The sequence below is a fragment of the Shewanella inventionis genome (genome assembly GCF_014641855.1).
In the GTDB taxonomy this organism is placed as follows: Bacteria; Pseudomonadota; Gammaproteobacteria; order Enterobacterales; family Shewanellaceae; genus Shewanella; species Shewanella inventionis.
In genome coordinates this window covers 1-23,754 of the sequence record NZ_BMII01000046.1, presented here as the reverse complement: position 1 = coordinate 23,754, position 23,754 = coordinate 1, and the positions used below count along the sequence as shown (strand labels likewise).

The 23,754-nt window shown below is 41.7% G+C and carries 26 protein-coding genes; 22 read left to right on the top strand and 4 right to left on the bottom strand.

The features are described from left to right. Positions 1–192: 192 nt before the first annotated feature. Positions 193–1,044, bottom strand: coding sequence for a thymidylate synthase (locus IEW93_RS19705; protein WP_188740941.1), 852 nt, complete (start codon positions 1,042–1,044; stop codon positions 193–195). A 205-nt stretch (positions 1,045–1,249) separates the two neighbouring features. Between IEW93_RS19705 and nhaA the strand changes: the two genes are divergently transcribed. The 5 genes from nhaA (at position 1,250) to IEW93_RS22345 (ending at position 4,738) form a co-directional block, all read left to right on the top strand. Beyond that, positions 1,250–2,434: a Na+/H+ antiporter NhaA gene (gene nhaA / locus IEW93_RS19700; RefSeq protein ID WP_188740940.1), complete on the top strand. Its 1,185-nt coding sequence runs from the start codon at positions 1,250–1,252 to the stop codon at positions 2,432–2,434. Continuing rightward, positions 2,421–2,807 carry a hypothetical protein gene (locus IEW93_RS19695; protein WP_188740939.1) on the top strand — a complete coding sequence of 129 codons (387 nt, stop codon included), beginning with the start codon at positions 2,421–2,423 and terminating at the stop codon, positions 2,805–2,807. Before nhaA ends, IEW93_RS19695 begins: the two co-directional genes overlap by 14 nt. A gap of 270 nt (positions 2,808–3,077) precedes the next feature. Continuing rightward, the gene (nhaR, locus tag IEW93_RS19685) at positions 3,078–4,001 is read left to right on the top strand and encodes a transcriptional activator NhaR (RefSeq protein ID WP_188740937.1); all 924 of its coding nucleotides are present in this window, start codon (positions 3,078–3,080) and stop codon (positions 3,999–4,001) included. Positions 4,002–4,029: 28 nt separating this feature from the next. Beyond that, on the top strand, positions 4,030–4,278 hold the full coding sequence (locus tag IEW93_RS19680; RefSeq protein ID WP_188740936.1) for an FAD assembly factor SdhE: 249 nt from the start codon (positions 4,030–4,032) through the stop codon (positions 4,276–4,278). After that, entirely contained in the window at positions 4,259–4,738 is a 480-nt protein-coding gene (locus tag IEW93_RS22345) for a protein YgfX (RefSeq protein ID WP_373284948.1), read from the top strand. The genes IEW93_RS19680 and IEW93_RS22345 overlap by 20 nt, the downstream gene beginning before the upstream one ends. A 302-nt stretch (positions 4,739–5,040) precedes the next feature. Here IEW93_RS22345 and nadB read toward each other — a convergent pair whose 3' ends face one another. Beyond that, positions 5,041–6,657: an L-aspartate oxidase gene (gene nadB / locus IEW93_RS19670; protein ID WP_188740934.1), complete on the bottom strand. Its 1,617-nt coding sequence runs from the start codon at positions 6,655–6,657 to the stop codon at positions 5,041–5,043. Between the two features lie 235 nt (positions 6,658–6,892). Here nadB and rpoE point away from each other — a divergent pair, with 235 nt between their 5' ends. The 12 genes from rpoE to IEW93_RS19610 all read left to right on the top strand — a co-directional run bounded on the left by rpoE (position 6,893) and on the right by IEW93_RS19610 (position 17,212). Next, entirely contained in the window at positions 6,893–7,471 is a 579-nt protein-coding gene (gene rpoE / locus IEW93_RS19665) for an RNA polymerase sigma factor RpoE (RefSeq protein WP_160053050.1), read from the top strand. Between the two features lie 26 nt (positions 7,472–7,497). Further along, positions 7,498–8,103, top strand: a complete 606-nt coding sequence (locus tag IEW93_RS19660) for a sigma-E factor negative regulatory protein (RefSeq protein WP_188740933.1) — start codon at positions 7,498–7,500, stop codon at positions 8,101–8,103. Between the two features lie 39 nt (positions 8,104–8,142). Next, positions 8,143–9,075 carry a MucB/RseB C-terminal domain-containing protein gene (locus IEW93_RS19655; RefSeq protein ID WP_188740932.1) on the top strand — a complete coding sequence of 311 codons (933 nt, stop codon included), beginning with the start codon at positions 8,143–8,145 and terminating at the stop codon, positions 9,073–9,075. A 295-nt stretch (positions 9,076–9,370) separates the two neighbouring features. Next, complete coding sequence (locus IEW93_RS19650) at positions 9,371–9,850, top strand: SoxR reducing system RseC family protein (protein ID WP_188740943.1); 480 nt, start codon at positions 9,371–9,373, stop codon at positions 9,848–9,850. A gap of 191 nt (positions 9,851–10,041) precedes the next feature. Continuing rightward, the gene (gene lepA, locus IEW93_RS19645) at positions 10,042–11,832 is read left to right on the top strand and encodes a translation elongation factor 4 (RefSeq protein WP_188740931.1); all 1,791 of its coding nucleotides are present in this window, start codon (positions 10,042–10,044) and stop codon (positions 11,830–11,832) included. 191 nt (positions 11,833–12,023) lie between these two features. Further along, positions 12,024–12,938 carry a signal peptidase I gene (gene lepB, locus IEW93_RS19640; protein WP_188740930.1) on the top strand — a complete coding sequence of 305 codons (915 nt, stop codon included), beginning with the start codon at positions 12,024–12,026 and terminating at the stop codon, positions 12,936–12,938. Further along, the gene (rnc, locus tag IEW93_RS19635; RefSeq protein ID WP_188740929.1) at positions 12,938–13,618 is read left to right on the top strand and encodes a ribonuclease III; all 681 of its coding nucleotides are present in this window, start codon (positions 12,938–12,940) and stop codon (positions 13,616–13,618) included. Before lepB ends, rnc begins: the two co-directional genes overlap by 1 nt. Further along, positions 13,615–14,619: a GTPase Era gene (gene era, locus IEW93_RS19630; RefSeq protein WP_188740928.1), complete on the top strand. Its 1,005-nt coding sequence runs from the start codon at positions 13,615–13,617 to the stop codon at positions 14,617–14,619. The genes rnc and era overlap by 4 nt, the downstream gene beginning before the upstream one ends. A 45-nt stretch (positions 14,620–14,664) precedes the next feature. After that, positions 14,665–15,375, top strand: a complete 711-nt coding sequence (recO, locus tag IEW93_RS19625; RefSeq protein WP_188740942.1) for a DNA repair protein RecO — start codon at positions 14,665–14,667, stop codon at positions 15,373–15,375. 94 nt (positions 15,376–15,469) lie between these two features. Then, positions 15,470–16,207, top strand: coding sequence for a pyridoxine 5'-phosphate synthase (pdxJ, locus tag IEW93_RS19620; protein ID WP_188740927.1), 738 nt, complete (start codon positions 15,470–15,472; stop codon positions 16,205–16,207). After that, the gene (gene acpS, locus IEW93_RS19615; protein WP_188740926.1) at positions 16,207–16,587 is read left to right on the top strand and encodes a holo-ACP synthase; all 381 of its coding nucleotides are present in this window, start codon (positions 16,207–16,209) and stop codon (positions 16,585–16,587) included. Before pdxJ ends, acpS begins: the two co-directional genes overlap by 1 nt. Positions 16,588–16,690: 103 nt before the next feature. Then, positions 16,691–17,212, top strand: a complete 522-nt coding sequence (locus IEW93_RS19610) for an Mpo1 family 2-hydroxy fatty acid dioxygenase (RefSeq protein WP_188740925.1) — start codon at positions 16,691–16,693, stop codon at positions 17,210–17,212. A 91-nt stretch (positions 17,213–17,303) separates the two neighbouring features. Here IEW93_RS19610 and IEW93_RS19605 read toward each other — a convergent pair whose 3' ends face one another. Both IEW93_RS19605 and IEW93_RS19600 read right to left on the bottom strand, forming a co-directional pair. Then, the gene (locus IEW93_RS19605) at positions 17,304–18,593 is read right to left on the bottom strand and encodes an HlyC/CorC family transporter (RefSeq protein ID WP_188740924.1); all 1,290 of its coding nucleotides are present in this window, start codon (positions 18,591–18,593) and stop codon (positions 17,304–17,306) included. 152 nt (positions 18,594–18,745) lie between these two features. Next, entirely contained in the window at positions 18,746–19,534 is a 789-nt protein-coding gene (locus IEW93_RS19600; RefSeq protein ID WP_188740923.1) for a cytochrome C assembly family protein, read from the bottom strand. 285 nt (positions 19,535–19,819) lie between these two features. Between IEW93_RS19600 and ffh the strand changes: the two genes are divergently transcribed. The 5 genes from ffh (at position 19,820) to rplS (ending at position 23,380) form a co-directional block, all read left to right on the top strand. Next, positions 19,820–21,193, top strand: a complete 1,374-nt coding sequence (gene ffh, locus IEW93_RS19595) for a signal recognition particle protein (protein ID WP_188740922.1) — start codon at positions 19,820–19,822, stop codon at positions 21,191–21,193. Between the two features lie 229 nt (positions 21,194–21,422). Continuing rightward, a complete protein-coding gene (gene rpsP / locus IEW93_RS19590) occupies positions 21,423–21,674 on the top strand; it encodes a 30S ribosomal protein S16 (protein ID WP_160053063.1) in 252 nt (83 codons plus the stop codon). A 26-nt stretch (positions 21,675–21,700) separates the two neighbouring features. Beyond that, positions 21,701–22,231 carry a ribosome maturation factor RimM gene (rimM, locus tag IEW93_RS19585; protein ID WP_188740921.1) on the top strand — a complete coding sequence of 177 codons (531 nt, stop codon included), beginning with the start codon at positions 21,701–21,703 and terminating at the stop codon, positions 22,229–22,231. A 15-nt stretch (positions 22,232–22,246) separates the two neighbouring features. Next, positions 22,247–22,993 (top strand): tRNA (guanosine(37)-N1)-methyltransferase TrmD, encoded by a 747-nt coding sequence (trmD, locus tag IEW93_RS19580; RefSeq protein ID WP_188740920.1) that lies wholly within the window; start codon positions 22,247–22,249, stop codon positions 22,991–22,993. Between the two features lie 33 nt (positions 22,994–23,026). After that, positions 23,027–23,380, top strand: coding sequence for a 50S ribosomal protein L19 (rplS, locus tag IEW93_RS19575; protein ID WP_188740919.1), 354 nt, complete (start codon positions 23,027–23,029; stop codon positions 23,378–23,380). Positions 23,381–23,754: the final 374 nt, after the last annotated feature.

Sequence of the window (23,754 nt, the reverse complement as noted above, 5' to 3'; positions counted from 1 at the left end):
CGCCACTGTTCAAAGTTAGCGAGGGTGTTAAGGAGTTTATCTGGCATCATTGTGACCGGGTTGATTTAGTTACAATGATTAAATCAGGTTAATTGAAATAAGTTGAGCTACGCTGCCGTAAGCTCACCAACGATTTACCCAAATAAAAACGCCCTTGTTAAGTTATAACAAGGGCGTTGACTTTTAGTCTATTTATACCGCAAATGGATATTGAATGGCGTCATGGTGTTGATAACCTTCAACGCTAAAATCGTCTAATGTGACCCAGGTTTCAATGTCTTTTAAGCTCTTTATCTCTGGGTTGATGATTAATTTGGGTGGATCAAAAGGTTCACGAGTTAATTGAACATCACGCATTGGAGCCAGTTGATCTTCATATATGTGTGCGTTAACAATTTTATGATATGCCTTACCGGGCTTGTGTCCGGTTATTTGTGCCATTAACGCGAGTAACACATACACTTGTACCATATTGAAATTGAGCCCAAGGGGCACATCACAACTGCGTTGAGTGCTGTTGAGGTATAAGGTGTCACCTAGGAGTGAGAAGTGATGCTCATACATGCATGGGCGTAAACAGCCAAGTTCGAAAGCACCAGGATGATAAAAAGTTAAAATCTCTCCACGGTTGTCAATGCCCTGACTTAAATCATCTACAATTTGTTGAAGCAAATCAACATGACCGCCTGTCGGTTTTGGAAACGCACGACCTAAAGCACCGTAAATGAGTCCCATATCATCATGGCCTTTACGGTTTGGGTTATTGAGCCAAGTCTGGTTTTCATTGGCGTTAGCATCCCATGTTTTGGTTCCTAATGCTCTAAAATCGGCTGCATTTTGATAACCGCGTAAGTAGCCTAGTATTTCGGCAATTGCCGATTTCCAAAAACTTTTACGTGTTGTCACTAATGGGAATTGATTATTACCAACATCATATACAAGATCGGCATTAATGACGGTAAGGCACTTTTTATTGGTACGGGCATTGTTAACCCATTGGCCTTCGTTGACAATGCGTTTACACAAATCTAAATACTGTTTCATTTGTTTCAATTCCTTTTTTTGCGTAATGTGATTATACCTAATCAACGCGGGCAAATCTGTAAACGTGTTAGGTTTAATTGCGAGACATTCCAGCATAAAAATCACCAATAACTCGGAAATTTCGAGTTTAAAGCAAGAAACAATCGATTATTATTGTTTGAAAGGATACGCTAGAGTCAATGTATTGTTCATTTAGGAGTGTCATATGGAACGTGCAATAAGAAACTTTTTAAGCCAAGAGTCTGCTGGCGGTATTTTGTTAGTGGTCGCGGTGGCTTTAGCAATGATATTAGCTAACTCGCCATTAGCGGGTTTGTATCAAGGCTTCTTGAGCACAGGCGTTCAAATGCGTATCGGCGAGCTCGATATTAATAAACCATTATTGCTATGGATTAACGATGGCTTAATGGCGTTATTCTTTTTATTGATAGGACTTGAGGTTAAGCGTGAGTTACTAGAAGGCGCATTGTCGAGCGTCGCTAAAGCCTCATTACCGAGCTTTGCAGCGATTGGTGGTATGGTTTTTCCTGCGTTATTTTATTTAGCATTTAATTATTCAAACCCTGAAACTCAAGTGGGTTGGGCTATACCTGCTGCAACGGATATTGCATTTGCTTTGGGTATTATGGCATTGCTTGGTAATAGGGTGCCTGTTGCATTAAAGGTGTTTTTATTGGCCTTAGCCATTATCGATGATTTAGGCGTCATTGTGATTATTGCATTGTTTTACAGCACAGACTTGTCAATGATGAGCTTAATCATTGCCGCAGTATCAATCGTGTTGATGGTGGCGCTGAATCGCAAAGGCATAACCGCAATAACACCCTATGCACTAGTTGGATTTATGCTATGGGTTGCAGTACTAAAATCTGGTGTGCATGCTACATTAGCTGGTGTGATTATCGCATTTTGTATCCCGTTACGGGCCAAAGATGGCACATCCCCCTCGGGACATTTAGAACATAAGTTACACCCGTGGAGTACGTTTTTAATTCTTCCCGTATTTGCATTTGCCAACGCAGGATTGTCATTAACGAATATGTCTATCGAGTCGTTTGCAGAACCTATTACCTTAGGTGTTGTGATGGGGTTAATGTTAGGTAAACCTATAGGTGTGTTGCTATTTAGTTACTTGGCAGTGAAGTGTAAATTGGCTGAGTTGCCTCCTGGAATTGGTTGGAGACACATAATACCCGTTGCTGTTATGTGCGGTATTGGTTTTACCATGTCAGTCTTTATCGCATCGTTGGCATTTGAACATTCACCCGCAGAGTATGGGGATTATGCAAGGTTAGGTATTTTAACAGGATCGTTAATTGCAGCGCTAATTGGTTATTTTTGGTTAGCCAAAGTTCTGCCTAAAACAGGAGAAAACCATGAAACTATTTAAATTATCGCTAGGATTATTACTCAGCACGTTTATTTTACCTGTGTCTGCAAATTCATTTGACGTTTGCCTTAAGTCATCAGAGTCAGCCACTTGCCAAAGTTATCTAGAAGGTGTGGTTGATGGTGCCATGATGTACCGTGATAACCAGGCAAAAAAACGAATTGATCCCAATAACTATGAATCTCGTGCGCTAAAGTATCGTGCCGGTAAACGTTACCAAACGGCTAACATCAATTATTGTGCAAGCCATGTGTTGGTTAAGTCTGAGGTGGTTTCGGCATTAACTGAGCAAGTGTCATTAAATAATGTGAGCAATAGCGACGAGTTAGAAATTGTTATTACCAGTTTAATGGATTGCCCACGACCTAAATAGCAATCGCCTTGTTATTAACGCAGCCTCCAGGCTGCGTTTTTGTTTAGCTGGTTATGTTGTCAGTTTTTGTAGCGAAGGGGCGGCTAAAAACGGCTCCAGCTTTGCTGAGCAGTTGTTGCGTAAATTGCCAGGCGGCATTCATTCGTTGTGCTGATTGGTATAATCCGTTTTCTCTCGAATAATATTGCACTCAGCAAACTCAACATTTCCTGGATTTGAAGGGTTATTTGCTATAGTAAGTTAATTGATTTTTTTAGGTATTAGACTGATATGCAGCATTTAAATTATAACCATTTGTATTATTTTTGGATGGTACAAAAGAAAGGCTCAGTAACAAAAGCGGCTGAAGCATTGTGTTTAGCCCCGCAGACTATTACTGGGCAAATTCGAGCGTTGGAAGAGCGTTTAAATGGGGCTGTGTTCAAACGAGTAGGGCGTAACCTTGAAGCCACTGAGTTAGGTGAGTTGGTTTTTCGGTATACCGATAAAATGTTTAGTCTCAGTTATGAAATGCTTGATTTGCTTAATTACCAGAAAAATAATTCTTTATTATTTGAGGTGGGTATTGCCGATGCTTTATCTAAAGCGCTGGTCAGTCGGGTGTTATTAACGGTTATTCCAAATGATGGTTCGGTGCATTTAGCCTGTTATGAATCAACCCATGAAAGTCTAATTGAGCGATTACGTGAGCATAAACTGGACATGATTTTATCTGATTGTGCTGGCGGTTCGCTAAAGTATCCTGAGATTTTATCTAAAAAATTAGGTGAATGCGGTATTAGTTTTTTTGCCGCAGAAGCGTCGTCATTGCCTTTTCCTGCGTGTTTAGAAGAGCGTAAGTTACTTATTCCGGGAAAGCGAACCTCACTTGGGCAACAATTACACCGTTGGTTTGCCGAGAAGAATCTTGATGTGAGTATTTTAGGTGAATTTGATGATGCCGAAATGATGAAAGCGTTTGGGTATTTTAATCGCGGCATTTTTGTCGCACCGTCTATTTATCGTCATGATATACTGTCGCAAGGAATGGTTTTATTGGGCGAAACTACCGATATAAAAGAAGAATATCATGTCATGTTTGCTGAGCGAATGATTCAACACCCGGCCGTTAAATCTTTGCTAGCGACTGATTTTGGTGATTTGTTTGCAGGGCGAGATCAACAAGTACAAGATTTTGAGTATCGTTTAGGGTAGCTTTAACAGAAACATCAGGAGAATTGTGTTGGAATTAATGAATATTGCCCGTGTTCGCTGGGCATGTCGCCGCGGAATGTTAGAGTTAGATGTGTTGTTTCAACCCTTTGTTGAAACCCAATACGAAGCATTGTCCGATGCCGACAAGCAAACGTTTATTCGCTTATTAGAATGCGAAGACCCAGAGTTATTTGCTTGGTTTATGGGACATGAGCAATGTCCTGATCCGTTACTTGCTGACATGATTGTTACCGTTCGTGGACGAGCAGCACCTTAAGGCCTCGCAAGTTACAACGTCTTCCTTTCGCACTCATCAGCATCAATTTGGGTTGAGTGCTTCATTTCTATCTCGTTTATTTCTGTTGTGTTGGTTTGCCATTTTGCTTTGCAGTTTTCTTGCTTGGCCACAATGGACTTCATTGATATTTCTGGGTATTCAATTATTGCTCGTCCTGCTCACCTTAGGTTTACTGTTCTATTGTTGGCGTAAGTTGACTGTATGGCAATGTTGTTTGAGTTTAAATCACCTTGGTAGTATAACGTTATCTGAACATGGTTTATCGGCTGCTCGGGTGGTATTGAGCCGGCCGGCTATGGTAAGTACTTTGTTGTGTGTGGTGTTTTTTCAAGATGTCAAAAGCGGTGAAAAACGATGGTTTTGGATTTGGCATGATATGTTAACCGACACAGAATATCGCACTCTATGTCGGTTATTATTACAACTTAAGATTGCTTAGGGTCTGTTGATCTTTGCTGTTTGAATTTTGTTCGAGTTAAAAACGTTTTAATCGAGACGAATGGATTGATGCCTAGTCATCTAAGCAAAATCCACTCAACAAAGAGTAAAACGTTTTTAGCCGAACCTTTCAGGCAGCGTTTGTTGGCCATTTTTACTTCGTTATCGACTTTTTATGTAGAATAACTACACCTCAAAGTCTCCGCCTTGTATAAAAGACCAACAATTCGCTGCAAAAATAACCTTGAAAGATCAACAGACCCTAGCAATTGGCCGCAAAACAACTTTGAAAGGTCAACCGTCCTAGCGTCCCGGCTGTAAAATAGTTGGCTTGGGATTATCTATTTGTTCAGGATAGTCAATGTTGTAATGTAAACCACGGCTTTCTTTTCGATCCATCGCGCAGCGAATAATCAGTTCTGCAACTTGGACTAAATTACGCAGCTCCAGTAAATTATTACTTACTCTGAAGTTTGAGTAATACTCTTCAATTTCTTGTTGCAGCATCAAGCAGCGACGTAATGCGCGCTCTAAACGTTTGTCAGTTCGCACTATGCCAACATAATCCCACATAAATAAGCGTAGCTCATGCCAGTTATGGGCAATGACAACTTCTTCATCTGAGTTACTGACTTTGCTTTCATCCCAAACGGGTAATGGGCATGGCATGGGTATTTTATGCAACTGGCTTTCAATATCTTGAGAGGCCGCTCGTGCAAACACTAGACACTCTAATAATGAGTTGCTCGCTAGACGGTTGGCACCATGCAAACCTGTATACGCTACTTCACCAATTGCATACAAACCATTGATGTCGGTTTGACCATGTAAGTCTGTCATCACGCCACCACAGGTATAATGTGCTGCTGGAACGGCTGGGATCGGGTCTTTGGTGATATCTATGCCTAACTCAAGACAACGCTGATAAATGGTTGGAAAGTGTTTGATAATAAAGTCAGCTGGTTTGTGACTAATATCTAAATAAACACAATCAGCACCAAGGCGTTTCATTTCATAGTCTATTGCTCGTGCGACGATGTCTCGTGGGGCAAGTTCTGCACGCTCATCAAAGTCGGGCATAAAACGGCTGCCATCAGGGCGACGTAAATATGCACCTTCACCACGTAACGCTTCAGTGAGAAGAAAGTTTCTGGCATTTGGGTGAAATAAGCAGGTTGGGTGAAATTGGTTAAACTCCATGTTAGCCACACGGCATCCTGCACGCCAGGCCATGGCGATACCATCACCACTGGCTATGTCAGGGTTTGAGGTATATTGATATACTTTTGAACTGCCGCCAGTAGCTAACGCGACAAATTTGGCTTTAACCGTTTCAACATGCTCTTTATCTCTATTCCAAACATAGGCACCTAATACTCGGTTGCCTGGACGATTTAATTTTCGTGTGGTGATTAAGTCGATGGCATTGTAGCGTTCTAAGACGGTAATGTTGGGATGGGCTAATGCACATTCTTGCAAAGTGGTCTGTACCGCTTTACCCGTTGCATCGGCAGAATGTAAAATGCGTCGATGACTGTGGCCTCCCTCACGGGTGAGGTGATATGGCATTGAAGCAGAGCTATCAGCAGTGTTATTTTCTTCCTTATCAAATGCAACGCCGCAATTAATAAGCCATTGCATGGCACTTTTGGCGTTTTCTGCTGTGTAAGTCACAACGGATTTGTCGCAAAGCCCAGCACCTGCAATTAAGGTATCATTAACGTGTGACTCAATTGTGTCGTCTTCATCAAAAACTGAGGCAATTCCACCTTGGGCGTATAAGGTTGAACCTTCAGATAAAGGCCCTTTTGAAAGTAGAATTACTTTTGATTTTTCAGCTAGATGTAATGCTAAAGTCAGTCCTGCAGCGCCGCTGCCGATGACCAAAATGTCAGATTGGTGTTCAACTGCTTGTTTCATCAGGTATCATGGTGTGGCCAAGTGGTTTGATTATAGTAAATCAAAATATCTAGGCTGGGTACTTTTACAGCGTGTTTTATTGCGGTTTGACCGAGTTTATTTTATTTATATCTCAAAATAATTAACTTTTTTTAATTCAACATCGAACTTTTTTCATATCAGTGAGTCTACTTATATGAACAGGATTCGAGCGACTGAGAAATCAGTGTTACAGATTTAGGAGTAGTCGGCTCGGATGAGTGGACAATATAGTGATCAACAATTAGTTGAACGAGTACAGCAAGGCGATAAAAACGCATTTAACCTGTTAGTGCTGAAGTATCAAAATAAAGTGATGAGTTTGATTTCTCGTTATATTCGCAATCAAGCGGATGTGCAAGATGTCACCCAAGAAGCCTTTATTAAAGCATATAGAGCGTTGGCAAATTTTCGAGGTGAAAGTGCGTTTTATACTTGGTTGTACCGTATTGCGGTAAACACCGCAAAAAACCATCTTACATCACAAGGGCGCAGAGCACCTGCAAACGATGTTGATGTTGAAGATGCAGAATATTATGAAGGTAGCGACGCGTTAAAAGAGTTTGCATCGCCAGAACGTTTGTTGATGAAAGATCAAATGAGTAAAGTGATTTTTGATACGCTCGACACGTTACCTGAAGAATTAAAAATGGCGATATCGCTTAGAGAACTAGACGGTATGAGTTACGAAGATATTGCCAATATCATGGATTGTCCAGTAGGGACCGTAAGATCACGTATCTTCCGTGCTCGAGAAGCAATCGACAAACAGCTCCAGCCTTTGCTGGAAAAGTAACTGCCTTAACGCTAAATAGGTGAATAATGCTTAAATCAAGTCAAGAATGGGTATCTGCAGCAGTTGACGGTGAAGCCGATGATAAAACATTAGCGAAACTCTCTGCTGACGTTGATTCACATGCACAATGGCAACGTTATCACATGATTGGTGATACGATGCGCGGCGAATTGCCTGAGGCCATTGACTTAGATTTTTCTGCTAACATCATGGCAGCAATTGAGCTTGAGCCAACAATTATCGCGCCTAAAGCTCAGCAAGCCGAGCCAGAGCAAATTGCACCAGCGGCTAAAACCAGCAATGTGGTGCCATTTTTCAAGCAGTTTGGTCAATATGCTATTGCTGCGACAGTTGCTATGGTCGCCATCGTGGGCGTACAGTCATACAATCAAACAAATGATGCAGAGTCACCATTACCCGTGTTAACTACACGTCCTTTAGTGGGTACGGTTTCGCCTGTTAGTTATCAAACTGGTTCGGTGCAAAATCAACAAAATTACTCAAACGAGCAAGTCATTGAACAGCGTCGTCGTATCAATGCCTATATTCAGGATCATATGTTGCAACAACGCTTGAATCCTGGTGTGGTTATCGATGAAAATAGCAATCAAGATGCTGCGGTTAATCAATAATCTGTAGCGAAACCTTGGCTTATCATTTTAGGAGTTAGCTTGCGCCTTATCCTGCTAGCACTGTTAGTTTTAACCTTTTCTACACACGCTGAAGAAGATTTATCGGCAAAAGCTTGGCTAAAAAATATGAGCCAAGCTTTGCGAGATAAGCAATTCAAAGTTTCTATTATTCAACTACAAGCCGATCATATTCGCCCGCTTTTATACGTCCATGGCATTGTCGACAATCAAGAGATTGCCTTGCTAGAATACCTCAATGGACCACCTAAAAATGCTGTAAGAGTTGGCAATCGGGTTACTTTTATTGAACATGATCAAACCCCATATAGTGTGACAGCTCCTCGTATTCAAGGGGTTTGGCCCGCGGCGTTAGCAGGTGATATTAGCCAACTTGAAAAAGGCTATCAGTTTGTGATTGGTGGGCGGAGTCGAATAGCGGGGCGCCCAGGGCAAATGATCCGCTTATTGGCAAATGACGAAAACCGTTACGATGCCCAAGTGTGGATCGACATGGACACATTTTTGCCGCTTCGTTTTGATACCTTAAACAAAGAAAAGCAGCTGCTTGAGCAAACCATGGTCGTTGAGTTGATTGAGCTTTCTGAACCTGCCAATATTTTGATCCAAGCTGCTAAGCAAGATTGGCCAGCCGTAATGAACCAAGCAGAGCGTTCAGACGGTAAAAACTGGCAGTTTACATGGCTACCTCAAGGTTTTGATGTGGTTGTTCGTGATCATCATCGGTTGATTGGTATTCATGAGCCCGTAGAATACATCGCGCTCACTGATGGTTTGGCTAATATATCTGTTTATGTTGCACGCTCAGGTGAAAACCCCATGCCAAATGAATTACTGACCCGAAATGGCTTATCCATGGTGGTTGTTCAGGTGGGCAATTTAGAAGTGGTTGCTATTGGTAAAGTCCCTGCTGAAACACTAGAGAAAATAGCCAACAGTCTGGTATTGAAATAGCCTGATTTTAGATAACAAACGCTATTCAAACAGCCCTTTGTGTTGCTAACTGCGTTAATTCACTTGATTTAGCAATACAAATGACAATTTTGGAAACTTGTTATGGTTAAAGCATCAATTGGTGCTTTAACCTGCTTTGATATTTTTCTAATTTTGCTCATCACTATCCCTCAAATGATTCAGCATTAGCATCATACACAAAGAAATAACTGTGCTAATTCGCTTTGTGCTAACATTTGCTTATCTTAGGTTAAAGGTTATTTTTATGAGCCAATCCGCAGCGCCTCAAACAACAATGATGGAAGAAATTGCCCGAGTGGTCGACTATCAAAATGGCTGGGCAACGGTAGAAGTTGAATTAAAAAGTGCCTGTAATCATTGTGCTAGCAGTGACAACTGCGGTACATCAACTGTTGCTAAAGCTTTCTCTGTTAAAACACAGCGTTTTTCATTACCTGCCGATAAACCTTGCCGTGAAGGTGATTTACTTAAAGTCGGCTTGCCAGAAAGCGTGATTATTAAGGCGGCAGCGTTAGTGTATTTGTTGCCTTTGTTGGGTTTGTTTGTGTTTGCCTTACTGGGACAATTACTTGCCTCTGGGCTAGACTTAAACACCAATGCATTCGCGATGATTTTCGGCGCTTTTGGCGCTGGTTTGGCTTGGTTTATTGGTAAACGTTTTGCCAATCAGTTGGAAAAGGATGCATCACCAGTGGTCATTGCCTATTTAGGGCAAGAAGTTGCTATTATTAGTGGCAGATTTCTCTCTGATTAGCCACTTAATACCAAAATCTTCCTGTGTGAGTTACCCGTAAGGGCTATCATTTCCCAAATAAAATTGGCATTTTGGCCTGTCTTTGAGGCAAAATGGAGACTATTGCTTAATCTGATTGGTATTGCCCCCCTAATCAGGTACAATTTGCCACCTTAATTTTAATCAAATTTAGTAGTAGTCATTGCAGCATAATGAAACACATTAGAAACTTCTCGATTATTGCCCATATCGACCATGGTAAATCAACTTTATCCGATCGCCTGATCCAGGTATGTGGCGGCTTAACTGACCGTGAAATGGCTGCACAGGTTTTAGATTCGATGGATCTAGAACGTGAGCGTGGCATTACGATCAAAGCCCAAAGCGTAACCCTTGATTACCATGCAAAAGATGGTAATACCTACCAATTAAACTTTATTGATACCCCAGGCCACGTTGACTTCTCTTACGAAGTATCGCGTTCGCTTGCTGCTTGTGAAGGTGCATTATTGGTCGTTGATGCGGGTCAAGGTGTTGAAGCGCAAACTCTGGCAAACTGTTACACCGCACTTGATATGGATCTTGATGTGGTGCCAGTCCTTAACAAAATCGACTTACCACAAGCAGAGCCTGAGCGTGTCGCGGCTGAGATCGAAGATATTGTTGGTATTGATGCTAAAGATGCTGTTCGTTGTTCAGCAAAAACCGGTGTCGGTGTTGATCTTGTTTTAGAAGAAATCATTGCAAAAATTCCACCACCAGAAGGTGATGAGAATGCCCCATTACAAGCGTTGATTATTGACTCATGGTTTGATGCATACCTTGGTGTTGTTTCATTAGTACGTATTAAACACGGCGTATTAAAGAAAGGCGACAAGTTTAAAGTGATGTCGACAGGTCAAAACTACAACGCTGACCGCGTAGGTATTTTTACGCCTAAAGAAAAAGATGAACCTGAACTGCGCGCAGGCGAAGTAGGTTATGTTATTTCGGGTATTAAAGAAATTCACGGTGCACCAGTGGGTGATACGTTAACTCACGCAAAAAATGGTGCCGACAAACCCTTGCCAGGATTTAAAAAGGTTACTCCACAGGTTTATGCTGGTGTGTTCCCTATTTCTACTGACGAATACGAAAACTTCCGTGATGCATTAAACAAGCTGAGCTTGAACGATGCGTCGCTGTTTTTTGAACCAGAGACCTCAAGTGCACTTGGTTTTGGTTTCCGTATTGGTTATTTGGGCTTACTCCACATGGAGATTGTTCAAGAGCGCTTAGAACGTGAATATAACCTTGATTTGATCACCACAGCGCCGACCGTAGTCTACGAAGTGTTGATGACCAATGGCAATGTCGTATATGTTGATAATCCATCGGATTTACCTGCTCTGAATAATATCGAAGAGCTACGTGAGCCGATAGTTGAAGCCAATATCCTTGTGCCAAAAGAGTACTTAGGTAACGTTATTACTTTATGTATCGAAAAGCGCGGTTCGCAAACCAATATGGTTTATCACGGCAACCAAGTGGCAGTAACCTATCATTTGCCAATGGCAGAAGTGGTAATGGACTTCTTTGACCGTCTAAAATCAACCAGTCGTGGTTATGCCTCACTTGAATATAACTTTATTCGTTTTGATCCAGCAGATATGGTGCGTTTAGATATCTTAATTAACGGTGATCGTGTTGATGCTCTAGCGATGATTATTCACCGCTCTAACATTCGTCATCGTGGCTTAGCGCTAGTTGAAAAGATGAAAGAACTGATCCCACGCCAGATGTTTGATATTGCCATTCAGGCTGCTGTAGGCAGTCAGATTATTGCGCGTTCAACGATTAAAGCATTACGTAAAGACGTAACCGCTAAATGTTACGGTGGTGACGTTTCGCGTAAGAAGAAACTGCTTAATAAGCAGAAAGAAGGTAAAAAGCGCATGAAGCAAGTGGGTAACGTAGAAGTGCCACAAGAGGCATTTTTAGCGGTACTAAAACTTAACGATTAATAATAATTAATTGTTTTAGTTTGCTTAATAACGCCGCGCATTGCGGCGTTATCGTTATATTTTCTATATATTTTGTAACACTCAACAGGGTGAATGTTTTTAAGTGAATCACCATACTAGAATGAGTACATTGGGTTTTTAGACTAACCCTACAAATACAACGACATTATCCTGCAGGAGATAAATCAGTAATGGCAGCCTATTTTTCACTTATTCTAGTGCTCGTAACCTTAGGTAGCGGTCTTATCTGGTTGATTGACGTTATATTTTTTGCGCCTAAACGCCGTGAGAAATTAGCGCTAGCCCAAGCTAATTCAAATCAATTAAGTGCAGATGCAATAGACAAAATTGTACGAGAGCCAATGTTAGTAGAGACGGCCCATTCTATATTTCCTGTCATTGCATTTGTGTTGATTTTACGCTCGTTTATTTATGAGCCATTTCAAATTCCTTCAGGCTCAATGATGCCAACACTGCTTGTTGGTGATTTCATTTTGGTTGAAAAATTCAGCTACGGGTTACGTGACCCAGTATGGCGCAGTAAATTAGTTGAAACTGGCGAGCCTGAACGTGGAGACGTTTTTGTTTTCAAATACCCTGAAAATCCTAAAATCGACTACATTAAGCGCGTAATAGGTTTACCAGGTGATAAAATTATATATCGTAATAAGCAGTTAATCATCCAAGAAGCTTGCGCTAATGGGACTGATTGCCCAGAGCCAAAAATCATTGAACATAACGAGCTTAATCGCGGTGAGTTTAGTCAAAATGACGTGCCGTTAATTCGTTTAAACGAGCAACTCGGAAACGTTAATCATGATATTTTGATTAATCCATCTCGCCCAGACTTTAGACAACACTTTTATCCGCAGCCTAATTTACCTGCCGGTGAGTTTGTTGTACCAAAAGGCATGTACTTTGCCATGGGTGATAACCGTGATAACAGCACCGATAGCCGCTTTTGGGGATTTGTTCCAGAAGAGCATTTAGTCGGTAAAGCTGTTGCTATTTGGATTAGTTTTGAATTTGAGCGTAGCCCAAATGATTGGTTACCTACATGGGTACCTACGGGTGTGCGTTTTGATAGAGTAGGTGGAATACATTGATGGAACCCATTAAAAATTTGCCGCGACTATGTCGTACTCTAGGGTACGAGTTTACTAACCTTGAGTTACTTACTCAGGCGTTAACTCACCGTAGCGCAGCAAATAAGCATAATGAGCGTTTAGAGTTTTTAGGTGATTCGATTTTATCGATAGTGATTTCAGATGCCTTATATCACCAATTTCCGAAAGCCACAGAGGGCGATTTAAGCCGCATGCGTGCCACTTTAGTTAAAGGTGACACCTTAACGCTTATTGCAAAAGAATTTAAATTGGGTGATTACCTCTATTTGGGCCCAGGTGAGTTAAAAAGTGGCGGATTTAGACGCGAATCGATATTAGCTGATGCAGTAGAGGCCATTATTGGGGCCATATACCTTGATGCAAATCTTGATACTTGCCGTGATTTATTATTGAAATGGTATGAAGAAAGATTAGCCAAAATTAAGCCAGGCATTAACCAAAAAGATCCTAAAACAATATTGCAAGAACACTTACAGGGATTTAAAAAACCATTACCCGATTACCAAGTGGTCGCTGTTGAAGGTGAAGCGCATGATCAAACCTTTACTGTAGAGTGTAAAATTAGCGAATTGAACCAAGTTGTCACAGGTGTGGCAAGTTCTAGAAGAAAAGCTGAACAGCTTGCTGCTGCTCAGGTATTGGAGTTACTGAATAAATGACCAAAAAAACAGACTTGCCAGCGGCTGCTAATCAAGAGCCTAGCTTAGACGAACTGCTAGCAAGGATGAACCAAGCAGCCCCAACCGCCGCAGCGCAATATGATGTTACTTATTGTGGCATGGTGGCGATTGTCGGTCGTCCTAACGTAGGCAAATCGACACTACTGAATAAACTGCTTGGCCAAAAAGTCAGTATTACTTCTAAAAAACCACAAACCACGCGTCACCGTATTATGGGGATCCATACCGATGGCCCAAGCCAAATCGTGTTTATTGACACGCCAGGCTTACACATTGAAGAAAAACGCGCCATTAACCGCTTAATGAACCGCGCGGCTGCAAGTTCGTTAGCTGACGTTGCCATGGTTATCTTTGTGGTTGACGGCATGACATGGACAGCAGACGATGAAATGGTGCTCAAAAAGCTGCAACACCGTAATGACGATCGTAAAATTATTTTAGCCATCAACAAAGTTGATAATATTAAAGATAAAGAAGCGCTCTTCCCGTATTTAACTGAATTAGCAAAAAAATTCGACTTTGACGAAATTCTACCTATTTCAGCCAGTAAAGGCACTAACGTACAGCGTATATTAGATATGGCACGCGAGTCGTTACCTGAAGCGCCTTTTTATTTCCCTGAAGATTACGTTACCGATCGCTCGCAACGCTTTATGGCATCAGAAATTGTCCGTGAAAAGCTGATGCGTTTTTTAGGTGATGAATTACCTTATGATGCTACGGTTGAGATCGAGCAATTTAAGATGATGGAAAACGGTGTCTATCAAATTAATGCGTTAATTTTAGTGGAACGTGAAGGTCAAAAACGCATGGTGATTGGCAATAAAGGTGAGCGTATACGCACCATTGCGACCCAATCAAGACTTGATATGGAAACCTTATTTGATAATAAAGTGTTTCTTGAAGTCTGGGTTAAAGTCAAATCAGGCTGGGCAGATGATGAGCGCGCCTTAAGAAGCTTAGGCTATGGCGAAGATTAAGTCGTCGCTCTTGCTGTTTAGTGTTATGCAGTAGGCATGGCCACCATGAAACGTGGCTATGTTCTGCATCACCGACCGTTTCGCGAATCGAGTGTGATTGTCAATTTATTGATAGAAGGTATTGGTCGAGTTGATGCCATTACTCGCGTCGGCACAGGTAAACGCTCAATCAAAAGTATTTTGCAGCCTTTCCAACCGCTTATTGTTCAATTTAGTGCCCAATCAGAAGCCAAAAATCTTGGTTTAAAAACCATCACCCAAATAGAAGCAGCAGCACCGGCTATGCCGTTAGTCGGTAATAGTTTGTATTCTGGTTTTTACCTTAACGAATTACTCGTACGCTTATTGTCTGTAGAGCATCAGGCTGAAGGGCTATTTATAGCGTATCATCGCGCGCTAATGTCACTTGCTACAGGCTTTTGCTCCAGCCATTTGCGTTATTTTGAAATGGCTTTGCTGCTTGAGCTAGGGGCCTTTCCGTCATTAAACTACGACACACAGGGTAATGCATTAGTTGCAGACTGCAACTATCGTTTTGTAGCAGAAAGTGGTTTTTTACCTGTGGTGCAGCATTCAGACGGTTTTTCACACGGTAAAGGCATTTTGTCTGGCGCAATGCTATTGGCGCTAGCCTCACATAATCTACATGCCGAACAACTTAATCAGGCCAAAGGGTTAATGCGATATTTATTAACGCCATTACTCGGTAACAAACCGCTGTTAAGTCGGCAGTTATTTGCCAAAAATGCACAATAAGCTTTTCGTATTATGAACTGAACCAAGTACAATTCATTTCGTACAAGGTTAGCGCTAAGTGTTTTCTTTATTTATTAACTTTAAGGAGCTCGTGGTGAGCGGAATTTTATTAGGTATTAACATCGATCACATTGCTACATTACGTCAGGCTCGTGGCACTCATTACCCTGATCCAATTCACGCAGCAGCCGTAGCTGAACATGCGGGAGCGGATGGCATTACGATTCATTTGCGTGAAGACCGACGTCATATCCAAGACCGCGATGTGTACTTATTAGCAAAAACACTCAAAACTCGAATGAACTTTGAGTTTGCTGTGACCGAAGAAATGATTGCTATCGCGTGTGATATAAAGCCCGCATATGCGTGTTTAGTTCCTGAAAAGCGTGAAGAACTCACCACAGAAGGCGGGCTCGATGTTGCGGGGCAATTAGATAAAATTTCCTCAGCAGTTGCCCGCCTAGCCGCCGAAGGGATTAAAGTGTCATTATTTATTGATGCCGATAAAACCCAAATCGATGCAGCTGTTGCAGTTGGAGCACCTTACATTGAAATTCACACAGGCTGTTATGCAGATGCACAAACTGATGCAGAGCAAGCCCAAGAATTAGCCCGCATTGCCTCAATGGCTAAATATGCTCACAGTAAAGGCTTAGTGGTGAATGCTGGACATGGTTTGCATTATCATAATGTAAAACCCATAGCGGCCATTCCTGAATTGTATGAGTTAAACATCGGCCATGCCGTTGTAGCACGTGCCGCCATTGATGGCTTAGAAAAGGCCGTGCGCGATATGAAAAAGCTAATGTTAGAAGGCCGCAGAGGCGAGTAATGGCAATTGTAGGTATAGGGACTGATATTGTTGAGATAGCCCGAATACATGAGCAGCGTGAACGTTTAGGTGATAAATTAGCTAAGCGGGTGCTAACCGAGGTAGAACTTGCAATATACCTGCAGTCTAAGCAAGCAGAGCGTTTTTTAGCAAAGCGCTTTGCCGCAAAAGAGGCTGCAGCTAAGGCCTTAGGTACAGGGATTGGTCGAGGCGTGTCGTTTCAACATATCCACATTGATAATGACATCAACGGAGCCCCAATCATCCATTTTACCGATGGCGCTTTAGCACGATTAACGCAACTTGGTGGTAATAAAGGTTTTATTAGTATTGCAGATGAGCAACACTATGCCGTTGCCACCGTCATTTTAGAGAGATAATTATTCTATAAAGGCGCATTAGCGCCTTTTTTGTGCCCTTTTAAAAGAGGATGAACTAGGTTAAATTAACAAGATAACAAAAACTAATATAACGAGACTCAACATGAAATCGGCCGTAGAACAATTATCAACTTATAAAAGTGTCCACTTAAATCCTAACAATATTCGCACCCATTTTATTGGGGTTCCTATGATTATTTGGTCAGCATTTTTAATGTTAGGCACCTTAAGATTTGCGTGGCAAGATTACCAGATTAGTTTGGCAATGATCGTTACCCTTGTTGTGCTTGCATATTATATGATGCTGCATGTGCGCCTAGCATTAGGCTTAGTATTGTTTATTTTACCTGTTCTCTACACTACGGAGTTGGTGGTGCATAGCGAACATCCTTTTGTTATTGCCATAAGTTTTTTTGTTGTGGGTTGGGCTATCCAGTTTATTGGTCACAAATATGAGAAAGCAAAACCGGCCTTTATGGATGATTTAAATCAGTTGTTAATTGGTCCGTTTTTTCTGATGGCTGAAGTGTACTTTATGCTGGGATGGGAAAAAGAGTTGGCAGCCGAAATCAAACCTATTGCAAGAGATAAGCGTCGAGCACTAGAGGCGAAGCTAAAGAGCTAGTGTTACGTCACTAATCACGGGTGACAGATAACATAATTAAAAAAGGCGCTTAACGCGCCTTTTTGCTACTCATTATTTGGCTTTTCGAAGGCTATTCGTCGTCATTATCACTGGTGATAACATCTAAATTACTCGGTAAAACCCTTACAGCTTTAATCATATTGTCTGCAACTTCAATCACTTCGATATGATAACCTGCAATTCGTAAACTTGTATTAGCTGCTGGGATTTCCTCTAAATATTCAATGATCAATCCATTAAGTGTTTTAGGGCCATCAATCGGGAAATGCCACTTCATTTCTTTGTTTAAATCACGAATGTTAATGGTTGCATCAATAAGAAAGCTGCCATCTTGCTGAATATTAATATCTTCACTCGGTGTGGTTATCATTGACGTAGTAAAGTCGCCAACAATTTCTTCAAGAATGTCTTCTAGTGTGACTAAACCTTGAATATCGCCATACTCATCAACCACTAAACCGATGCGTTCTTTGTTTTGCTGAAAATTACTCAGCTGCACGTTTAGTGGCGTGCCTTCAGGAATAAAGTACAGCTCTTTTACGGCTCGCAACAGTGATGACTTACTGAATTGCTCTTTTGATTGCAAACGCAATGCATCTCGCAAATGAATAAAGCCAACAGCATCATCAATATTGTCACGATAGACTAACACCCGTGTATGAGGGCTTTGGATCACTAATTTGTTGATCAGTTTAAAGTCGTCATTCACGTTTATGGCGTAAATGTCTGCTCGCGAAATCATAATGTCTTCAACGGTGACTTTTTCTAAATCAAGGATAGATAACAGCATTTCTTGGTGTCGCTGAGGGATCAGTGCGCCTGCTTCATGAACGACAGTACGTAATTCTTCCTGGCTTAACGCATCGCTGGTTTTTACCGTTTTAATGCCCATTAAACGCAAAAAGCCTGATGTAATTAAGTTAATCGCTTTAACTAATGGCGATAACAAAATTAATAACCAGCCTAATAAAATGCTTGATGGAAAAGCGATCCGCTCAGGATGTAATGCCGCGAAGGTTTTCGGTGTTACTTCGGCAAACACCAACACCACAATAGTTAACACGCCAGTTGCGATGGCCACACCTAGGTCGCCAAATAAGCGCATACCAATAATGGTTGCGATAGCTGAGGCTAAAATGTTTACTAGGTTATTTCCGATTAAGATTAAGCCAATGAGTCGGTCTGGACGATCAAGCATTTTGAGTGCACGTTGTGCGCCTTTATGACCATTTCCCGCGAGGTGTCGTAGGCGGTAACGGTTTAAGCTCATCATTGCCGTTTCTGAACCTGAAAAGTAAGCAGAAATAACAATTAAAACCAGAAGGAAGATAAGGAGTGCGCTGGTAGATATAGCGTCCAAAAAGGGGGCCCCATTTAAGTACAGTAAAGTTGGCAAACATCGCCAATACATAAAATTTAACAGCCATTATTTATTAATGGCTGTTAGTGTCAAGTTATCTTATTGATATTTCGATCAGTTAAGTCTTGCTACTAAGGATTTTGATTATAAAACTAATTTAATATCAATTCTTTAACAATTCTTGCGCCAAAATAGGCTAGTGATAGCAAACCTGCACCAGATAAACTGTAGATAACTGCGGTGCGAATTCTACAGCCTACGGTGTATTGTTGCCACAACATAATGGCATAAACGACCCAAGCCATAATAGAAAGCACGGCTTTGTGGCCTTTACCGTCAATAAACATGTCTTCTAAAAACACAAATCCTGTTACTAACGATAAACTCAACAGTACAAAGCCAATAATAATAAGGTGATACAACTGCCTCTCTACTGTCATTAGTGGCGGCATAGCAGGGCTCATCATCATTTGTTTCTTTTTGAGCTTAGATTGAATAAACGACAGTTGAATCGCGTAGAGCGCTGCAATCATTAATGCACTGTATGCCATGAGTGATAATACAACATGGGCTAAAATTTCTGGGTGCAGTTCAAAGTGGGTAATAAATTGTGGAGGCAATAGCCATAATAATGCCACCGATAACACCGAACAGGCATACACCACTGGTACGACAATGATGACTTTTAAGCGAGGCATTGTAATCGTAAAGGTGAGTGCAATAATCCAGTTAACTAACGAAATAACGTTAGTTAAACTAAAATTTTGCCCATCTAGGGTAAAAATGGCATTAGACAGTGCAACACCATGAAGTATAACGGCAATACAAGATGCGACCATAACCGCTTTACGATTGGGGCCTTGAGCATGGAACAGTCGACTGGTGACCAAGACCAATGCAATGCAATAAAATAACATGGCCGCAGCTGAAAAAATTACCATTTGAAATCAACCTATCAAAGTAGTGAACGCGTTACTGAAAAGCGATTGTTAACTTAAGTGAATGCCAGAATGTAGTGCTTGCATATCGCATTTTCATTATTTTCATTAGATTAACATGATCAGGGCCTAATATGGCAGTGACCTGAGGCTCAAAATTTAACAGTATCTTACCCTTAGCGGCAAATAATTTACCTAATCACAATAACTGATCGTCGTAAGTATCGTAATTTAAGGTGGCTTGGGTATAATAGCGTCAATTATCGATATGCTTAAAAGAGCTCATCAATGTTTGAAAATTTATCCGACAGACTGTCACGTACACTAAAAAATATTAGTGGTCGTGGTCGCTTAACAGAAGACAACATTAAAGAAACCCTGCGCGAAGTACGTATGGCGCTACTTGAAGCGGATGTCGCTTTACCCGTTGTCAGAGAATTTGTTAACAGCGTAAAAGAACGCGCTGTAGGTCAAGAGGTCTCTAAAAGCCTCAGCCCTGGCCAAGCATTCATCAAAATCGTTCAAAGTGAGCTTGAAAAAGCCATGGGCGAGTCAAATGAAGCACTTGATTTAGCCGCAACCCCACCCGCCGTGATCATGATGGCAGGTTTACAAGGGGCGGGTAAAACCACCTCCGTGGCTAAGTTAGGTAAACTATTGCGTACTCGCCACAAAAAATCAGTTTTAGTGGTGAGTGCTGACGTATACCGTCCGGCTGCGATTAAACAGCTAGAAACACTGGCGGCAGAAGTTGATGTGCAGTTTTTCCCATCAGATGTTAGCCAAAAACCAGTTGATATCGCCAATGCGGCAATTAGTCACGCTAAACTTAAGTTTATTGACGTTGTTATTGTCGATACGGCAGGTCGCTTGCACGTTGATGAAGCCATGATGGACGAAATCAAGGCGCTTCATGCAACGGTTAAGCCGGTTGAAACCTTGTTTGTTGTTGACGCCATGACAGGTCAAGATGCGGCTAATACAGCAAAAGCCTTTAACGAAGCTTTACCGTTAACAGGGGTTATTTTAACCAAAGTTGATGGTGATGCCCGTGGCGGTGCTGCGTTATCAATCCGTAATATCACGGGTAAGCCGATTAAATTTTTAGGTGTGGGTGAAAAAACCGATGCCTTAGAGCCATTCCATCCTGATCGTATCGCTTCACGCATTTTAGGAATGGGTGATGTGCTGTCGTTGATTGAAGAAGTTGAACGTGGCGTTGATAAAGACAAAGCCATGAAGCTTGCTTCTAAAGTAAAGTCTGGCGGCAGTTTCGATCTTGAAGATTTTCGTGAGCAATTACAGCAAATGAAAAACATGGGCGGCATGATGAGCATGCTTGAAAAGCTCCCAGGTGTTGGGCAATTGCCACCAGAAGCCCTAGCTCAGGTGCAAGACGGTAAAATGACCGGTCAAATGGAAGCGATTATTAACTCCATGACAGCCAAAGAGCGTAAAAACCCAGATTTAATCAAAGGTTCTCGTAAGCGCAGAATTGCATTAGGTTCTGGCACTCAAATCCAAGACGTTAACCGTTTATTGAAGCAATTTACTCAAATGCAGAAAATGATGAAAAAAATGTCTGCAAAGGGTGGAATGAAAAAAATGATGCGTGGAATGAGCGGCATGTTACCTCCCGGAATGAAGTTTCCAGGAAGATAATTTAGCTGCCTTTCACACATAAATACGGTTAATATTCACTTACTTCAGTTGGTTAGGTTATGGCGTTGAATCTAATGCAATAAAATCTGTGAGTTAAAAATCATCAGATTGGGTTGCATTAGTTCAAAAGTCAGGTAAAATCTTCCGGCTTTCTTTCTGGGACTCTTCGCGAACACGGAGTTCCAGTTTTTATTTTTGCTTCTAGCAAATCATTAGAGGAATAAAACGCATGGTTACCATTCGTTTAGCTCGTGGCGGCGCAAAAAAGCGTCCATTTTACAATATCGTTGTTGCTGATAGCCGCAATGCTCGTGACGGTCGTTTCATCGAACGTGTTGGTTTCTTCAATCCATTGGCTCGTGGCCAAGAAGAAACATTACGTTTAGATCTTGATCGTGTTGAGCACTGGGTTGCTACTGGCGCTGCAACATCTGAGCGTGTTGCAAAACTGATCAAAGACGCACGTAAAGCTGCTGCTTAATTGCGTAAATATATAGGTATAGATAGATGAGCGATAACCAACAGCCAATCGTACTGGGTAAATTAGGATCCAGTCATGGTATTAAAGGTTGGCTAAAAATCACTTCCTATGCCGATTCTGTTGAAGGTATTTTCGATTATTCGCCTTGGTTGATTAAAGAACAAGGCGTGTGGCGTGAAGTTAAGGTTGCGCAGTGGCGTTTTCAGGGTAAGGCACTTGTGGCTGAACTTGAAGGTGTGACTACACGAGAGCATGCGCAAATGCTCACAAATTGTGAGATTGCGATTTTGCCGGAACAAATGAAAGAACTCGCTGATGATGAATTTTATCACCGTGATCTTATCGGCTGTGCAGTAACCAATATAAACGGCTATAACATGGGTATTGTTGATCAGATCGTGGAAACAGGATCAAACGACGTACTGCTAGTTAAAGCTAACGCTAAAGATGCCTTCGGCAAAGCGGAACGTATGATCCCCTTTGTCCCTGAGCAATTCATCAAACAGGTGGATGTGCAAGGTAAACAGATTTTAGTGGATTGGGATCCTGACTTCTAAGTCGAGGTACAACATATGTGGTTAGGGGTAATCACCCTGTTTCCTGAGATGTTTCGTGCCGTTACAGACTTTGGTGTTACGGGTCGAGCCGTGAAAAGCGGCCTGCTTAAGGTGCAAACGTGGAATCCTCGTGATTTCACCCATGATAGACACAGTACTGTGGATGACCGTCCTTATGGTGGTGGCCCAGGAATGTTAATGATGGTGCAACCTTTACGCGATGCCATCCATGCAGCAAAAGCTGCTGCAGGTGATGGGGCAAAAGTGATTTATTTGTCACCTCAGGGACGCAAGCTGGATCAGCGTGGCGTGACTGAGTTGGCTAAATCAGACCGAATGATTTTAGTGTGTGGTCGATACGAAGGTGTTGATGAACGCATTATTCAAACGGAAGTGGATGAAGAATGGTCTGTAGGTGATTACGTACTTTCGGGTGGCGAATTACCGGCAATGACATTAATCGATTCAGTGGCGCGTTTGGTACCTGGTGTACTAGGCAAGCAAGCTTCTGCAGAGCAAGATTCTTTCTCTCAAGGTTTACTGGATTGTCCTCATTACACACGCCCTGAACAATTGGATGGTATGGATGTACCGGCAGTGCTGTTAAGCGGTGACCACGAAAAAATTAGACTCTGGCGTTTACAGCAAAGTATCGGAAGAACTTTTTTGAGACGACCAGAATTATTTGAAAATCTAGCTCTGACTGACGAACAAACGACTTTATTAGCGCAGTTCGTGAATGAAACGGACAAGTCCGCATAGTCAATGCTCAGTTAATTCTAGAACGGAGTAGTTATGAACAACATCATTAAAATGCTCAACGATGAGCAAATGAAAACAGACGTACCTGAATTCGGTGCTGGTGATACAGTAGTGGTTCAAGTACGTGTTAAAGAAGGTGATAAAGAGCGTCTTCAGGCTTTTGAAGGTATCGTTATTGCTAAGCGTAACCGTGGTTTGCACTCTGCATTCACAGTTCGCAAAATCTCTAATGGCGAAGGTGTTGAGCGTGCTTTCCAAACGCACAGCCCATTAATTGCTAGCATCGAAGTTAAGCGTCGCGGCCGTGTACGTCGTGCTAAGCTGTACTATTTACGTGAGCGTTCAGGTAAGTCTGCACGTATCCGTGAAAAATTGGCAACTAAGTAATAGTTACCGATACAGAATAAAGATGCAGTGTTCGCACAACAACCCGCCGAAAGGCGGGTTTTTGTTTTCAGGTATTAATCTTCTCAATCAATTGCTGATTTATAATAAGTGATCAGAGATTGCGTAGGAAAATCGCTTAAAATTAGGCAAAATTGCAGCGAGCAAGTTGTGCTATCTTCAATATTTCTAACGAGGTTATAAGCGATGTTAACCAGTCAGAATGTTCACATTCTTGTGCTGATGGATATTATACCATTTCCATTAATTATGTGACCAATCAGAGTCGCTCAGACTGTTCAGTTTGAGGCGCATTGTTGAAATAATGGTTATTCCCTTCTAAGGCAATGCAACAAAGAAATGGACTGTCTGAGCGT

Bases quoted from the DNA above. Each gene is read 5' to 3' on its own strand.
- rpsP (WP_160053063.1), top strand. From the start codon at position 21,423: ATGGTTACCATTCGTTTAGCTCGTGGCGGCGCAAAAAAGCGTCCATTT.
- rimM (WP_188740921.1), top strand. From the start codon at position 21,701: ATGAGCGATAACCAACAGCCAATCGTACTGGGTAAATTAGGATCCAGT.
- rnc (WP_188740929.1), top strand. From the start codon at position 12,938: ATGGAACCCATTAAAAATTTGCCGCGACTATGTCGTACTCTAGGGTAC.
- IEW93_RS19610 (WP_188740925.1), top strand. From the start codon at position 16,691: ATGAAATCGGCCGTAGAACAATTATCAACTTATAAAAGTGTCCACTTA.
- IEW93_RS19600 (WP_188740923.1), bottom strand. From the start codon at position 19,534: ATGGTAATTTTTTCAGCTGCGGCCATGTTATTTTATTGCATTGCATTG.
- nadB (WP_188740934.1), bottom strand. From the start codon at position 6,657: ATGAAACAAGCAGTTGAACACCAATCTGACATTTTGGTCATCGGCAGC.
- recO (WP_188740942.1), top strand. From the start codon at position 14,665: ATGAAACGTGGCTATGTTCTGCATCACCGACCGTTTCGCGAATCGAGT.
- rpoE (WP_160053050.1), top strand. From the start codon at position 6,893: ATGAGTGGACAATATAGTGATCAACAATTAGTTGAACGAGTACAGCAA.
- acpS (WP_188740926.1), top strand. From the start codon at position 16,207: ATGGCAATTGTAGGTATAGGGACTGATATTGTTGAGATAGCCCGAATA.
- lepB (WP_188740930.1), top strand. From the start codon at position 12,024: ATGGCAGCCTATTTTTCACTTATTCTAGTGCTCGTAACCTTAGGTAGC.
- era (WP_188740928.1), top strand. From the start codon at position 13,615: ATGACCAAAAAAACAGACTTGCCAGCGGCTGCTAATCAAGAGCCTAGC.
- nhaA (WP_188740940.1), top strand. From the start codon at position 1,250: ATGGAACGTGCAATAAGAAACTTTTTAAGCCAAGAGTCTGCTGGCGGT.
- ffh (WP_188740922.1), top strand. From the start codon at position 19,820: ATGTTTGAAAATTTATCCGACAGACTGTCACGTACACTAAAAAATATT.
- nhaR (WP_188740937.1), top strand. From the start codon at position 3,078: ATGCAGCATTTAAATTATAACCATTTGTATTATTTTTGGATGGTACAA.
- IEW93_RS19695 (WP_188740939.1), top strand. From the start codon at position 2,421: ATGAAACTATTTAAATTATCGCTAGGATTATTACTCAGCACGTTTATT.
- IEW93_RS19650 (WP_188740943.1), top strand. From the start codon at position 9,371: ATGATGGAAGAAATTGCCCGAGTGGTCGACTATCAAAATGGCTGGGCA.
- IEW93_RS19705 (WP_188740941.1), bottom strand. From the start codon at position 1,044: ATGAAACAGTATTTAGATTTGTGTAAACGCATTGTCAACGAAGGCCAA.
- trmD (WP_188740920.1), top strand. From the start codon at position 22,247: ATGTGGTTAGGGGTAATCACCCTGTTTCCTGAGATGTTTCGTGCCGTT.
- IEW93_RS19660 (WP_188740933.1), top strand. From the start codon at position 7,498: ATGCTTAAATCAAGTCAAGAATGGGTATCTGCAGCAGTTGACGGTGAA.
- rplS (WP_188740919.1), top strand. From the start codon at position 23,027: ATGAACAACATCATTAAAATGCTCAACGATGAGCAAATGAAAACAGAC.
- lepA (WP_188740931.1), top strand. From the start codon at position 10,042: ATGAAACACATTAGAAACTTCTCGATTATTGCCCATATCGACCATGGT.